We start from the raw sequence: 14,365 nt of genomic DNA on the forward strand, positions 1-14,365 counted from the left end.
ATAAAAAATAGGAGAGTTTATTCTCACCAGAACTTCCTGTAGGCCTTTTTGAAACAATCACTGTGGTAGTAATGGCCCACGTAGTATGCCCAGCTTTCAGAAACCGGCTCACCGCACACCGGACAGAGAGCCTTACCCTCTGGTTCACCCATGTAACGGACGGGTTTTATCAGTCCTTTTTGCCTGAGCTCTTCAACTCTCTCAAGCTCTCTTCTGTCCACCTCTCCCAGAAACACACGATTTTCTCCAGCAACAGCTTCGGCTCTCACCACCGTTCCATCGCAGACGATTTCCACGTAATCAGCCTTCTCGACGTCATTTATTTTCTTGCGGTAGTACAGATAGTAGGGTAGCTCGACGTCAATAAGCTTCTGGAAAAGAACGGGAGGGATTCTGATTCTGTCCACAAACGTCACCTCCTCAAAAATCAGCAAACGTGCTCCAGTATGTGGAACAATTTCTTTTCAAACTCTCTTTCGAGCTTTTCCGCTATTTCAAAAGCTTCAAAAATGTCCTCAGGAATGCCCACACGCAACCCTGTCAGCTCTTCGAGCGAAAAAGTTCTGTCCTCCGGAAGTCCGTCCCTGAACCTTTCCTCCAGCACGATTATCAGGTCGTAGTCGAGAACGGGTTGTCTGAAAACCTCGAACTCGAGACACTCCACCGATTTTGGTTTGAAGTCGTTGGAGTTTCCGTACAGCTTATCTATCACTTCCCGTGCAAATTCGTGCAGCTCTTTTGACTCCAAATACGCTGCAGAGTCAACGAAAATTCCCAGCTCGCGTTTGTCCACTGCTTTCTGGAGAGCGAACCTGGCAATTGGTCCGAGGAGCGAGTCGTTCTCGGAGACGATCAGAATTCTTTTCGGCACCATGGGATCGAATATATCGAAGTATGTGCTGTAAAATGCGTATCTCTCGTCAATGCGGCAGTTTAACTCTCTGCCAATATCGATGAGCATTTTCTGCATTTTTTTCAAGTTCTCTTCATCTGTCACCCTGCCATTCACGTCCAGAAACTTCCCGTTGACAATCGCCATAAGCCTCGCGAGAGCGTAACGGGCATCACTCCCGAAGTGGCCGTAAACTGAGTAAACCGGAATGTCGTTCAGAACGACGTCGGTCAGCCCGAACCTGAGGCCTGTTATGAACAGCCTGTCTATTCTGCTAATCCCAGAACTTGGATCGCTTAGCACGTAGATTTTGGCACCCTCAAAAACCTCGCCGGTTCTCGCCCCCTCCACGCCAGGCTCCACCACAACAGTTGTTCTTCCAGCCGGAACGACAAAAAACCCCTCTTCGCTCAGAATTCTCCTGATCTCGCCAACGCAGCTCACACATGCTTTTTCTTTAAGCTCCGCAATCGTGCACCTGTCTCCTACGGGGCACGAGTAGCCAAAGGTTCTGCATTCTCTCAGCTTCAACCTCTCGTCTTCTACACGCAACATTTTCGCACCTCCGGCCCCCCACTCTCAGCAGGCAGGTTTGCCTGGCCCCGACAACCTGTCTGCATGCAATACGGGGCTAAAAAGGGAGGAGAAAGCATGCTTGCTAAAAAACTGAAAACGTTCTATCACAATTTTGGACGGAATAACTTTGTTGCAAAAATCGAAACCCTCCAGAAAATATACATCCTGGGGCTTGATAAAGATGACAGAGAGTTTCTGAATGAGGTCTTCGATGGAATAAGGAAGGACTTCAGAATGCTTCTGGCTTCAGATAGAATTGAATTAGTATGGACGCGGTTAGAGCTCGTTTCCGAATATGATCTGCCATCCGATGCTGCACATCAAATCAAGTCAATTGTACTGGATGAGATCAGGCACTGGGCCGAGCTTAGAGTCACCGTAATACTCAAACCAGTGTTGACAAAAAAGAGAGAGCCTGTCGAGGTAACCCTGTCTAAGGAAAGGAAATTTCTGGAAGAACGGCTTAAAGTGGCTCAAGAAGAACTCGAGAGGATAAAGAAGAAGAGAGACAAAATCCGGGAGATCATCGCCCTACAGAAGGTGAAGAAAGAGGATGTTTCATGCCTCGAAGAGATTGAAAATGAGCTGGATTTCGATATGTCTGAGTTTGAGGAGCTCGTGGCATGGTACAGAGATCAGATCGAAGACCTCGAGTCGATTATTGAGTACAAGAAAAGAAAGAAAGACAGCTAGCCCTTTGATTTCTGTGCCACAGAACTTTAAATTTCTATTTTTTGAGGAGTGGTGCTGTTCGATTTTTGTTGACGAGGTCTGTGAGATTCATGGGCTCACCACATTTTTACTTTTGGCGTCCAGAGCAGGGTCATGTAACTCCATACCGTAATAGTTTAACGAAAAATTTAAGTATTAATTAAACAATCAATTATCATGACAAACTGGTATCTCGGGGGGCGAATTGCCGAAAAGAAAGTTGCGGGCTGGCTGAAGAAACCGGGTTTCATAATTGTCGCAAGGAAACAGGAGGGGTTGCTTCTTATGTTCATTATGGTGACAGCGGAAATTTCAGGTTTATTCCGCTGAGGAATTGGAACAGGAGGGGAAAAAGAATAGAAACTAATGAGGTGTGTTAAATGTCGGGAATCACACTCGGAGATGATAGAGAGACTGTTTATATCCAGTGTGAGATAAAGAGCCGGGAACTGTTCGAGGTTTTGCAGGATATTGAAGATGACAAAAGACTCGAAGTTTTTGTCGACATTGTGAAAATCGGTGTTACGGGATACAGAAGGATGAATATCGGCGTGGATCTTGATTTCGTGGAGAAGAAAATAGAAGAGATGCTTTCAAAGCTGGAGGAAACACTTGATCCCCATCTCGAAACAAGCCTTTTGGGAGTCTTCATGTCGAGAGTTAAGGAGTACTTTGACAGAGGGGGCAAAATTGAGGATATTCTGGATCCAGAAACGGAGAACACACCTCTCGGAAAATTCGTCAGATCGCTTAAGGAATATTTCGACAGCGGCGGGAAGCTTGAAAGCCTGCTGAATCCAGACAGCGAAACCAGCCCCATTGGAAGGTTCAGTAAAAAGCTTGAAGAATATCTCGGCAGAGGTGGACGGCTCGAAGAGCTTCTGAATCCGGCGGAGGACGATTCGCCATTAGGAAAGTTGAAGAAGGAAATCCTCCGGGAAATCAAAGAGATCAGAGATATTCTCAGCAAAGAAGAGGGCAGAAAAGAAGTGGTTGACGCCACAACACTGAAGGGTTACGTGTTTGAAGACGCATGTGAGGAAATTCTCAGCGGCTGCGTAGGATTTGGTGAGTCGATAATCAGAACAACGGATGAAGTTGGAAAAATCCCTCGAAGCAAAAAGGGTGATTTTGTTGTGGAACTTGAAAACGGGAAAAAGGTAGTTTTTGAAGTCAAAGACTGGCAAAATGTATCTCTTAATAAAATCAAGGATGAAGTCAGCGAGGCGATAGAAAACAGGGGTGCTGATTATGGTGTTTTCGTCTCGAAATACATTGAAGCTCTGCCTAAGAGCGTTGGGTGGTTTAACGAATATGGAAACATCTTAGTCTGTGCACTCGGGAGCAGAGAGGCGGACACTTTCCATCCAGAAATGCTGCACGTAGCCTACCAGTGGGCAAAGATGAAGTTGAAGGCTGAAGGGGATGCTGACAGGGAAGCTATTAATAGAGTAATGAGTGAATTGGATAAACTAAATGACGAACTCTACAACCTTTCTGAGATCAAAAAGAAGTGTAGAAGTGCAAAGAAGGCAATAGATGATGTGGAGAAGATTGCGAATAGCCTCGAGGAGTCTCTTGAGGAGAGCCTAGATTCCCTTAAAAAAGCTCTGGGTGCTGTGGCAGGATAGGGGTGGTATCCCTGTCCAAACCACCTTTCAGTGAAATCTAGGAACGGATAAAGGAGCATGATGGCGAGACTTTCAGGACGAAAAAGGGTCTGGAGTTTACATACAGGGTTGAAGGCAGTTACATCATTACGAACAGGGCGGATTACAATTTACATGGAAGTGATTTCGAAAAGGCTTACAGGATGGTTCCGATAGAGAAACCAGGCGATATCAACCTTATTGTTCGGGAACCGGCATACGTGTGGGCCATACTGCATGATAGGAGGATATCAGGAGGAGAGTGGTAATAAATGTTCGATACTCTCTGGATAACCCATGTCCTGCCTGTCTGGCTCCTTCAGAGGCTCGGAGCCCTGAGCCTTGTCGCTGTGGGTCTGCTGGTTGAAAAGCATTATGTTGGAAGAACTACGACCTTCGCCAATACGGTGGCAATAAACATCCATGCCGCATTTGCAGCAGCCCCACTGTGGCTGGTGCGGTATGCCAACATCGGTCTGATTGTGGGCCTGATTGCTTTGGCATCCTATGCCAGCAGAGAGTCGCTGCCGGGCTGGTTCTACCTGATTTCGCTGGTTTACAGCTCTGCTGTGGTGGGCTTATTGATATTGGTAACGTGATTAAACATGATTTGATGTACTCAGATTTGAAGAGCTGAGGGATGCTTACGAACCTCCGCAGATTGACTACAGCGAGGACAATGCGAGAGAAGATGCCTGTGCGATGCCTGATGATACAGGGAAATGGGTTAAGATTGTGCTATCTTCTCTTGTTTAACTATTTTGCATTTTGGTCGTTCTGTTTTTCCCGATTCTCAGGCTTTGCAGTTGCGATGATTTTCTATTAGTTACTGTAGACTATCCAGCCATTCTCATCCACTACAATCACTTCCCGTCTCACAAAATAATCCAGCCTGAAAAATTCTTCAACAAAAGCCCTGTATTTTTCCTGTTTTTCTTTTTGTGGTAATTCGGATCCACTCCAGTTAAAGTGCTTCATACAGGCCCATTTTTTATCGAGAACGCAGAAGCAGAACAGTATGGAAATGCTATCGCTGTAGTTCTTTATAAGAGCGTTTTTAATTTTGCCGAAAAGGGCTTTGAGGGTCATGCTGTTGACGTTCTTCAGAAGATGGAACCAGTTGCCTGTTGGTTCTTCACCCACCAGCTTTTTAATGTCCTTTTCTACCTCCCTGAATCTTGGGTTGTGTGCCTTGAATTCAACGTTCACGAGCTTTCTGAAGCCATCTCTGTATTCGTAGATGGTGAGGTCGGTTGAGGCGCTCCTCATCCCTTCTCCGCTCATCTTGTATTTCTTTTCGGTTGGTGTTTCGATTGAGTAAAAGAAATCAGAATTGTTCAGAATGCTGCAAAATACGAATCTCGCCTCCTGCTCGCTTATTCTCCTGTGTTTATCCCTTCTGCTCGGAATTATCAGCCTTGGGCAATCCAGTATTGGTTTGTGATCCACGTCAGGGAGCGACCATAATATGTTGCACGTTTCTTTGTTGAACCTGATCAATTCGTTCATCATTGTTTGATGTTGATTTTGAACACTATAACGGTTGTGTTCTTATGTTAGGGGATTTGGTTCGATCCTCCACCGATCACCACCCGCCCTTTGAATAGACTATGGATACAGTAGCTAAAACAAATCCTCTAAGTTACTTCGGTACAAATATTAATCCTGCCACGATGTGTGGCTCGAACGCTTTTCTCCCAGATTCTTCTAACCTTTCCTTCGACATTGCCATCATTTCTGGTATGTTGTACTGAAGCAGTAATTTCTTAACCACATCGATAAATTCGCTATCACTTTTAGTTTTAATCTTCTTAAAATCACTATCAAACGATTTTACGTTTTTGACAGCCCATTTGGCCATATCGAAGATTTTACTTAATTCACTTCTTTCTTCAGTTGTTGTCGATGAGAGTATTTTGTAAAGCCTGTCGAGATTTTTCCTTGAGAGTTTCTTTCCTTTTTTCTTTCCTGCCAGCTCAATACCAGACTCCGTATCCTCGATCATCTGTTTGAATACCTGCATAGCTTTCTCTGCAGCGCTGTAATACAATTCACCATGAAATCTGGATGGTCTTGTTTCGATAGTCAATTCGGTGTCTTTTAGCAATTTCTCAATATTTCTTTCCAAATTGAGCTCCCATGTCTCGCCATCCCGCCTCAATATGTAATAATTCGTTTTTACACCGTTTGTGCATACAAAGAATGCAAGGGGGTATTCTCCATTCCAGTGACAACAGCTTCTCATTGAGTATTGTTTTTTGATTTCATCAAATTTTTCTGGCCACTCTTCCATGAACTTTCTTAAGACAGATTCAGCACCATCTGCAATAGCTAATGAAGTCTCCTCTTCCAGCTTATTCAGGAAGTTATCATCCCCTCCGTAGATTGCTTCAATTGCAGAGGGGTTCCATTCCTCTGTTTCTTCCAAAATTTTGCCGTCGGCACCGAGGGCACTTCCAAATTCTTTGACTCTTGTCTTAATTTTCTCAACAAGTCCAAGTTTTCTGTCGAGTAAGGTTTCGGGGAAGAAATTGTAGATGTAGACTGTCTCATGTTCACTGCCTATCCTATCCACCCTTCCGATTCTCTGAATAAGCTTTACAGGCGTCCAGTGCAAGTCATAATTGACAACTACATTGGCGTCCTGTAGGTTGAGACCCTCACTTAGAACATCTGTTGCTATTAAGATGTCGATGGGGTCATCGGTTGCATAATTATTGGCTTTGGGCGCAAATCTTTTCACAAATTCGTTAATGTTTTTGGTTTTGGAGGTTATTGCCGCGATACTCCAATTATTTGTTAACCCTATTCTTTCGAGAGCCCTGTAAATCCATTCGACCGTTTCTGAATATTCACTAAATATCAGGATTTTTTGTCCAGTATTTTGCATGAGGTCTTCTATGAGTCCAGCAAGAGCACTGAGTTTATTATCTTCCAGTGGGTTTTCTTCAAACGTCTCCTTAAGCGGTTCTACAAGCTCATACATTGCTTCTAAAATCTCGATATCTCTATTCACATCTCTTAGGAGAGCATCAACATTGAACTTGTCAGCGTCATATTTTATACCAATTCTCGCAATCTCTGCGTCAACTTCAGGATACGTTAGCTCTTTCGGTGTTCCTTCCTGTAGGTTTAGCAGAATGTCCTCATAATCTTCTCCAGCCGGAACAACACCTCTCCTCAAAAACTTAACAAAATTCTTTGAAATTATGAGAGACCTCTCCACGGTTTTGTAGAAAGCATACCAAGAACTTTCAAGTCTTTTGAGGAATAGCATTTTGGTTATTCCTTTGAGATTTCCGGATTGAGAAAGTTCTGAGTATGGTCTGACTTTTTTGTACTCGGGGCGAACGTATTTGTAGAGATTAAACCTTGCATAGGTCATGTTTTTGATCCCTTCAATTAGAAGTTCATACACATCTTCTATCCTGCGTTTACCTCTCGTAAGTTTAGATACTACATCTGGTAGGAGTCTCAGGTCGTAAACATCTGAAATACTGTATGTAAGGGTTTTAAGTCTACGCTCTGGGAAACATAGTGTCTTATCACCAAAGTTAATACAATTTCGCTCTCCTCCATACAGCTTTATGATGTCATACCTCGTTCTTCTCACCATCACTTCTCTAAGAACATAACTTGGAGGGATTTTGCCCTGTTGAATCAACTCTGCCAATTCGGTCCAAGACTTTGCTGGAACCTGGAATGGAGGTGTGGGAGTATGGACAAAGAGCTGGATGAGATTTATGATATCTCCATAGTTTCTTCTGTAGGGTGTTGCAGTTAACAAAAGAACATGTTTGCCGACAAGAATTTTCTTTAAAGTTTTGTAGCTTTCAGTCTCAGGGTTCGCATAGTTGTGAGCTTCATCAACAATGACCACTCCCGCCTTATCTCTGACATATTCCATCATCACCCTTTTGTTTTCAGAACGCTCTTCGTCTATGGAAAGTAAACCGGCTGAAAACACCTCGCCCTCAATATTGAATGCAGCCAGCATGCTTTTCCAGTATTTAACGAGTTGTCTTGGTGATATAACTGCCACTCTGTATGGCTTTCCGGAATACATGCTCCTTAAAGATAAATCGTGGGCTGTTGCACAAGCTATGTAGGTCTTTCCGAGTCCGACTACATCACTTATCAGTACTCCTCCCAGCCTCTCTGCTATGGCAATGGCTCTTTTTGCTGCGTCAATCTGAAACTCGTAGAGCTTGCTGAACAGCGTCGTGATATACATTCCCTTGATGTCCGCATCAACCACATCCCTGAAGAGCTCGTACAGACCCCTTATCAGAACCTCGTAGGGGGGAGGGAGGTATTCCGGATCCGCCCAGCTTTTCCTTATAACCTCAATCAGGGCGGGATTGAAGTCCTCGGCCTGATTCCATATCTCCTCAAACCAGTTTTTGAGGGTGTTGTAATGCCCCATAGCAACGGGGGCGTTGAGCTCGGTGTTGGCCATCAAACCAGAAAGGCTCAGGTTGCTTGAGCCGACAAGCCCGAAGCTCACGCCCCGTTCCGCATGGAAGAGGTAGGTTTTGGCGTGCATGTATTCCTGAGTGTAAATTCTGAGCTTTAGCTGACCACTTTCGAGCCAGCTCTTCAGGAGCATGGCCATCTCCTGATTCTCTTTCGTGTGGCTGGTCTGGCCGAGCTGTCTGCTGTAAGCCTCAGCATTTGGGTTGATTCTGTCTTCGTTGGAGAACATGCTCTTGCTCTGGATCTTCTTCACCCTCTCGATTGAGTTGTAGGCGTAGACGAGCTGTTCGTAGGTCTTCTCCTGCATGACGTTGCCGAGGACTATTCGCATCTCCCCGCCGTTCTCGAAGAACTGCTTCAGCTCGTCTTTAATCTCCTTGAGGCCTGAGAGGAAGAGGAAGCCTACGGTGATGTCTATCCTTGGATACAGCCCGCATGTGAGGGCCTCCTTAAGAACGTCGAGGAGCTTGATGGTTCTGTTATCTACCAGTCCTCTTTCTTGGAGGAGCTGGATGTAGTTTTTATCCATTAAATCACCAGCACTTTTTTAGATTGTGGTAAGATTTGACTATTCTTCTTTTAAGTACTGTCCGCTCACCGGTACAAACTTTTTTGGTTTTACGGGCCTGTCGTATTTCCTTATGTTCTCCAGCTCGATCACGAGCCAGAGCTTCTTCTTTTGCTGCCCCCTACTTCTCCAGCCAGAGCGCCATTTTTCTTGGGATTTTACATACTCTTTAAGTTCGTCTTTTGTAAGGAACACACGGTCGCCGTACCTGTCAAAGATTCTAAGCGGATCTTCAACAACTTCTATATTTTTTATGATGGCTTCTCCAACAAAACCTGTATCTTCTCTCGACTGATAAAAAACAAACTTCATGCCTGGCTTTAACTGCTTCCAGACAGTGGCCGGTTTAACGAAGACGTTTTTATCCTTCTCAAAAAACCTGTTTACGCACGGTTTTGGTATAGGATAGGTAACTCCTGCAATTCTGGGCATATTTACCACCATTAACTCTCTAAACTGGGTAGATATCAAAACATACTTCGTGACATATAATATTACCGGAAGGGCTCTGTCGGTTCTTAAAATTATATTTTATTTAATTCGGCTAATATTGCTAATGGGTCTCAAGGATCAAGTAACGAGTTTGGAAAATTTTCTTTCAATTCACCAGCTTTTATTAATTTTTTGTGGAATTTTATCCAATCATCAGTGGACTCACTCTCTCTGACGTCTTTTACTTGAAAAATAGCCAATATAGACTCGTCTGTAATGGGTTCTCCTTTTTTGAAATAGATGATAACCATGGGTATCTTTGCTCGTTCACATAATTTTTTTAAAGCTAGGTAGTTTGGTTTATCTTCTGGGAAAGGTTTCCAATGCTCAGGTTTTATTGATGATCTCTTGAGCTCTATAATACAAATGGGTTCGTAATTTTGCCGAGAATCCGACACACATACTACCCAAGTGTCTATATCTTGAATCACAAAATGTGAAGGTAAATTTTCTCGCTGCCATTCATGGAATTCATTTGACGTGTATTTATTCACGGGTTTTATGGCTGGCATAATGGGTAGTTATTCCTTAACTAATATATATTATATTTTCTGTTTCTGTTCTGTACAATACCACAACATCTCCTTAGACATGAAAAACCTGGTAGTACTTTTGCAAAATCTCGCACGATCGTTTCTTACCGCGAGAAAAGTTCTTTCTATGGTTTGTTTCACTTTTCTTCGCCACTCTTTGCGTATACGGAATCAAGTTGTGAGTATCTCATCTATCTGTACGGAATATGTGACTCTCTGTTTGATTTTGTCTGGAATATCATTTCACAATTCTCTTAGCGTACCGGTATGCCCGTCTTCAACAGAATAACTCAATATTTTGCGAGAACTAACTTTCAGAGCTGACCGGATCCACTATTCTTCTTTGCTTTAAACAAGTATCCACATTTCGTCTTCATTGAAATAGTGTCAATATTTCTATTTTATTTTTTTAAATCAAAAAATCACCATTGTTATTTTGATTTTGCCTTTGACAATCTCCATTTAACGAGTTCAATAACTGATCTGTAAACCTGAAGCTGTTCCTCCTCGTTTAATCCTAGAACTTCAAATATAATTTCATCCAATTTTCTTCGATCTCTCAGAATCCAATTTAATTTGAGATCTTTTATGTTTATGTTATTAAAGTCATCATCGGGTTTTGAGAAACCAAACTCCTCGAATATAGTTTTTACATCACGATTGACAATTTCTCTTACGATAGATTTTATTCTATTATCCAAATTTAGATTTCTAATTATTTTAGGATTTATAATAAGCAATAATTCTGCTTCATATACTTTAAAATCTAGTGCCCCTTCTCCCAAATTTGCTCTACCAAACAATTCCACCATTAAAGGTATATAACTACTATTTAAAAGTCCAAATAATATTAGTTCATCTTCACTTGAGTATATATTGTACAATCGAGCATCACATAGAGCTAAGTTATTCAGCCAAAAAGGGTATCTATCATTATAACTCATCATGCACAAAATTTTGCTTATCTCTTTAACGTTTATAGACCACCAGTATGGCCTATTATTAGCTACACTTGGTCTTTTGTAAAACGGTATTGCCCGAGCTCCGCATTGAGGGCAAGACGCAATGCCATCGTGTTGTGAATAAAACAACTTATGCTTAGAGTTAGATGAACAACTCATTAAAGAGTTCTCCGCACGTTTGATATATTCTAAAGCATGTATGTAGTTTCGCTGTTGAAGCTCTTTTTTCGAAAGCAAGCACATAAAAGCGAGTACTGTAGTATTATCACTAAACACCATATATTTTGGTATGTCCTGAGGGCTTTTTATTACCAGCCTCAAAAATTCTCTCTCGATGTATCCTTTCCAGCCAGCTCCATTCTCCACAGGCAGTAGATTATCCTCTTCGTGCACAACTCCACACAACTCACAGACAGGTCTTTTTACCAACCTCTTCAGATAGAAGAAATCATTAGCCCCGGTCTTAATACCGAACTTTACTTCAGCAATTTCTCCAAGTCTGACAAGCTTGTCTTTATTCTTGTCCACGATCTTGTAGAAGATTTCCGGAGCTCTTATCAGCAACCCCCCCCACTTCTCACCCTCATACTTCCCAAGCGACTCACCGTTGAATGTGGCATTTCCAAGCTTGGCGAGCTCCCTCTCTGTAATATATCTTATCCTCGCAACCTCTCCTTCATAGAAGTGGAGCTTAGCCCCAAACACCTCATAGTGCTTAACCTCTCCAGCCTTATCCACGTGGAGGGGATAGACTGACACCACTTCGGCTACGTCGTCTGTCGTCAGCTCCTCGAACGTCTTCTTAAGCAAGACAAAGTTGATGTAGTGGCCGTCGAGCACACTCGCCTCGTCCACATCCTTCCTCTCGAAGACGGTTATCACCGTGTTGATGTCCGCTTCCTCGAAAGAGCGGTACAGGCTGTCGAAAACGTATCTCAGCTTTCCATACCTCAGGAAGAACTCCTGTAGCTTCACACCAAACTCGACATCCAGCCAAGAGTTGGAGGTGATGTAAACCAGCACGCCGTGGGGCTTGAGGAGCATGGTGCTGTGCACGAAGAAATAGGCGTACAGGTCAGACCTCCCGGGGAGCTCGAACTTGTCTCCATAAATTGATTCCACGACCTCCTTAACAGATTCCTGAACCGCATTCTTATACCAGCTCTTGAGCTTCTTCTGCTCGGAACTGCTGAGCTTCTCAAACTCGTTGAGGTCCAGATATTCAGGGTAGATCTTCTCCTGCCTGACGTATGGAGGATTTGAGACTACAATATCAAATCCACCCTCCGCAAAAACCTGTGCAAAGTCAATCTGCCAGATGAACGGAACCTCGACATTTCTGTTGTTTCTGTAGGCCTCGTAGATTTTTCTTATCAGCTCCCTTTCCTCCTCCACGAGGTTGTGCAGAACCTCGCCATCAAGAGTGGCCTGAACTCTCCTGCTGGAAGAATAAAGATTCTCAATGAACCCTCTGAAGACCCCGTTCATGGTCTCTTTCAGCTTCTTCTCAGGCTCTTCAACCTCTCCGTCAAATATTTTCTTCAGTTCAGCCTTTATGGTTGGGCCGACTGCCCTCATTCTGGTTCTCAGCATGTCAACAACATGCCTCGGCAGAACGATCCTCTTCCCGTCCACCTCTATCTCCTTGGGAACGATCGAGTCGGCGGTTTTGATGTTGGCTTTCAGGTTTGGAAGGATCGGCAACTCTTTCCTTCTATTATCCTGAAGATCAACGTAAGGTCTCTCTGGTAGAGCATCTTCATCCTCAATCAGGGCGAGCCACAGCCTCAGCTCCGCAACCCTCGTCGCCCAGCCCTTAATATCCACCCCAAAGATGTTCTCTCTTATGATCTCTTTCTTGCCCTCATAATCTACCGGAAGGCCGAGCTTCCTGCGGAGCTCCCTGAGAACGTTGAAGGCCGCTACGAGGAACGCCCCAGAACCGCACGCCGGATCAACTATCCTGACCTTCTTAAGCAACTCTTTGACATCCTCTCTGAGCTCATCCCTGATTCTACCATCCATACTGTTCCAGATGAACCTGACGAGCTCCTCTCTAATCGCCTGCCTGAACTCGTCCTCGTCTCTATCTCCACCATGCTTTTCATAGAGGTTTGTAAGCAGGTACTCCAGAATCGCGATCCTCACCATGAAGTCCACTTCAGCTTCAGGGGTGTAGAAGATGCCCGAGCTCTTCCTCGCCCCTTCCTCCTGAGCGATCAGCGATTCGTAAATGTGGCCGAGCATCGCGGGATCAACAGCAATCTCAACCTCCAGAGGAGTCTTCTCGCTGACCGTGAAGTTGTACAGCTCAAGAAAGTCGAATATCACACTCTTAATTGCCTCGTCAGGCAAACTCACGACGATCTCATCAACAACCACGTCCCCTTCTCTGGCCATCTCGAAAAGCCCGCCGTTGAAGTAAGGTATTTCCTCGAACGCCTCAGCAACCTCTCTCGGCAGGTGGTAGAAGAGCCCCACCTTCTCTTCCTTTGGCTTGTTCATTGCGTCGAAGAACAGAGGTCTCAGATAGTGGCTGTAGAACTCATCCCTGAACACAGGCTCTCCATCCTCGTTCCTGTCGAGTGTGCTTACGTACCTCTCCCATAGCCAGACGATGAAGTCCTTCCTGCCGGCAAGCCAGCCCTTCCGCTGGAGGAAGTAGATGAACATCAGCCTGTTGAGCAGGGAGTGCGTGAAGGTTTTGGCGGCTCTCATCACGAAGATTTCTTTGGGAATGCTGTCTCTGCCCGTGTATGCTTCCTCAAACCTGCTTCCATACCTTCTTACAACCAAATCTTTCAGCTCGTTGTAGAACTTCTGGTAATCTTTAAAGAAATCCTCAGTGAGAGTCTTAACCCTGAAAGCCTCATTAACCTTCTCTCTTACCTCTATTGCCGGGGTGCCGGGGCTGTCGAGCCTTAATTTTGAAAGGGCAATTGAAGGAGTTCTATGTGCCTTACCTTCACCGACAATATATACTCTCAACTCAAGCCTGTCAGTTTCTTTAATGTAAACTGGAGAGATAATCTGCCAAGTATCGTTTACACGTATTATTAAGATAAAATTCGCATATTTCTCATCCCAATCAACAAAAGCTTTGACGATCTCTCTTCTCAACGTCTTTGTCATTTTAGGTAACGAGAGATACATTATCCTAAATGGCTCTGCATCTTTTGGCTTAGTTTCAGCAATAACTTCAGCTCTTAACTCAATTTCTCTCCCATCATGTTTAATCCCTATTGAGAATTGAACATTTGATGGCTCAAATTTAAGTAGAGAGAAAATCCGCCTAAACAAGTTTTTCGCATCTTCATCGCTCAACCCTTTGAGATTGTCAAGAACCTTCTGTATTTCTCCAGCGAGATCGTCATTAGCTCCAATTGTCTTTTGTTGGAAGTTTACCGTCACGCTATTCCCCCCATTTTTGTATGGTAAGTTCTTCTCAGTAAAATCTCTAAATATTGTTTTTGGTAGGAATTCAAAAAAATATAACAAAATTTTTA

The 14,365-nt window shown here is 43.8% G+C and carries 11 protein-coding genes; 4 read left to right on the top strand and 7 right to left on the bottom strand.

From position 1 onward, the window contains the following. Nucleotides 1-23: 23 nt before the first annotated feature. Together LPQ35_RS07080 and LPQ35_RS07085 are read right to left on the bottom strand one after the other, a co-directional pair. A complete protein-coding gene (locus LPQ35_RS07080; RefSeq protein ID WP_193808170.1) occupies nt 24-407 on the bottom strand; it encodes a hypothetical protein in 384 nt (127 codons plus the stop codon). Nucleotides 408-427: 20 nt separating this feature from the next. Further along, complete coding sequence (locus LPQ35_RS07085) at nt 428-1,447, bottom strand: hypothetical protein (protein ID WP_193808171.1); 1,020 nt, start codon at nt 1,445-1,447, stop codon at nt 428-430. A gap of 96 nt (nt 1,448-1,543) precedes the next feature. Here LPQ35_RS07085 and LPQ35_RS07090 point away from each other — a divergent pair, with 96 nt between their 5' ends. From LPQ35_RS07090 to LPQ35_RS07105, 4 genes are all read left to right on the top strand, one after another. Further along, nucleotides 1,544-2,161: a hypothetical protein gene (locus LPQ35_RS07090; RefSeq protein WP_193808172.1), complete on the top strand. Its 618-nt coding sequence runs from the start codon at nt 1,544-1,546 to the stop codon at nt 2,159-2,161. A 195-nt stretch (nt 2,162-2,356) separates the two neighbouring features. Further along, entirely contained in the window at nt 2,357-2,509 is a 153-nt protein-coding gene (locus LPQ35_RS07095) for a hypothetical protein (RefSeq protein ID WP_193808173.1), read from the top strand. Between the two features lie 50 nt (nt 2,510-2,559). Further along, the gene (locus tag LPQ35_RS07100) at nt 2,560-3,810 is read left to right on the top strand and encodes a DUF2130 domain-containing protein (protein WP_193808174.1); all 1,251 of its coding nucleotides are present in this window, start codon (nt 2,560-2,562) and stop codon (nt 3,808-3,810) included. A 290-nt stretch (nt 3,811-4,100) separates the two neighbouring features. Next, complete coding sequence (locus tag LPQ35_RS07105; RefSeq protein WP_193808175.1) at nt 4,101-4,427, top strand: hypothetical protein; 327 nt, start codon at nt 4,101-4,103, stop codon at nt 4,425-4,427. Between the two features lie 223 nt (nt 4,428-4,650). Here LPQ35_RS07105 and LPQ35_RS07110 read toward each other — a convergent pair whose 3' ends face one another. The 5 genes from LPQ35_RS07110 to LPQ35_RS07130 all read right to left on the bottom strand — a co-directional run bounded on the left by LPQ35_RS07110 (nt 4,651) and on the right by LPQ35_RS07130 (nt 14,270). After that, nucleotides 4,651-5,337 (bottom strand): hypothetical protein, encoded by a 687-nt coding sequence (locus LPQ35_RS07110; RefSeq protein WP_193808176.1) that lies wholly within the window; start codon nt 5,335-5,337, stop codon nt 4,651-4,653. Between the two features lie 133 nt (nt 5,338-5,470). Next, a complete protein-coding gene (locus LPQ35_RS07115) occupies nt 5,471-8,833 on the bottom strand; it encodes a helicase-related protein (protein ID WP_193808177.1) in 3,363 nt (1,120 codons plus the stop codon). A 39-nt stretch (nt 8,834-8,872) separates the two neighbouring features. Further along, nucleotides 8,873-9,304: a DUF365 domain-containing protein gene (locus LPQ35_RS07120; protein WP_193808178.1), complete on the bottom strand. Its 432-nt coding sequence runs from the start codon at nt 9,302-9,304 to the stop codon at nt 8,873-8,875. Nucleotides 9,305-9,435: 131 nt separating this feature from the next. After that, the gene (locus LPQ35_RS07125; RefSeq protein ID WP_193808179.1) at nt 9,436-9,876 is read right to left on the bottom strand and encodes a hypothetical protein; all 441 of its coding nucleotides are present in this window, start codon (nt 9,874-9,876) and stop codon (nt 9,436-9,438) included. 452 nt (nt 9,877-10,328) lie between these two features. After that, on the bottom strand, nt 10,329-14,270 hold the full coding sequence (locus LPQ35_RS07130; protein WP_193808180.1) for an Eco57I restriction-modification methylase domain-containing protein: 3,942 nt from the start codon (nt 14,268-14,270) through the stop codon (nt 10,329-10,331). Nucleotides 14,271-14,365 lie beyond the last annotated feature (95 nt).

This window comes from Geoglobus acetivorans (assembly GCF_039641995.1).
Lineage (GTDB): Archaea > Halobacteriota > Archaeoglobi > Archaeoglobales > Archaeoglobaceae > Geoglobus > Geoglobus acetivorans.

Coding starts and splice junctions, on each gene's coding strand:
- LPQ35_RS07095 (WP_193808173.1), top strand. CDS start 2,357: ATGACAAACTGGTATCTCGGGGGGCGAATTGCCGAAAAGAAAGTTGCG.
- LPQ35_RS07115 (WP_193808177.1), bottom strand. CDS start 8,833: ATGGATAAAAACTACATCCAGCTCCTCCAAGAAAGAGGACTGGTAGAT.
- LPQ35_RS07105 (WP_193808175.1), top strand. CDS start 4,101: ATGTTCGATACTCTCTGGATAACCCATGTCCTGCCTGTCTGGCTCCTT.
- LPQ35_RS07125 (WP_193808179.1), bottom strand. CDS start 9,876: ATGCCAGCCATAAAACCCGTGAATAAATACACGTCAAATGAATTCCAT.
- LPQ35_RS07085 (WP_193808171.1), bottom strand. CDS start 1,447: ATGTTGCGTGTAGAAGACGAGAGGTTGAAGCTGAGAGAATGCAGAACC.
- LPQ35_RS07100 (WP_193808174.1), top strand. CDS start 2,560: ATGTCGGGAATCACACTCGGAGATGATAGAGAGACTGTTTATATCCAG.
- LPQ35_RS07110 (WP_193808176.1), bottom strand. CDS start 5,337: ATGAACGAATTGATCAGGTTCAACAAAGAAACGTGCAACATATTATGG.
- LPQ35_RS07120 (WP_193808178.1), bottom strand. CDS start 9,304: ATGCCCAGAATTGCAGGAGTTACCTATCCTATACCAAAACCGTGCGTA.
- LPQ35_RS07090 (WP_193808172.1), top strand. CDS start 1,544: ATGCTTGCTAAAAAACTGAAAACGTTCTATCACAATTTTGGACGGAAT.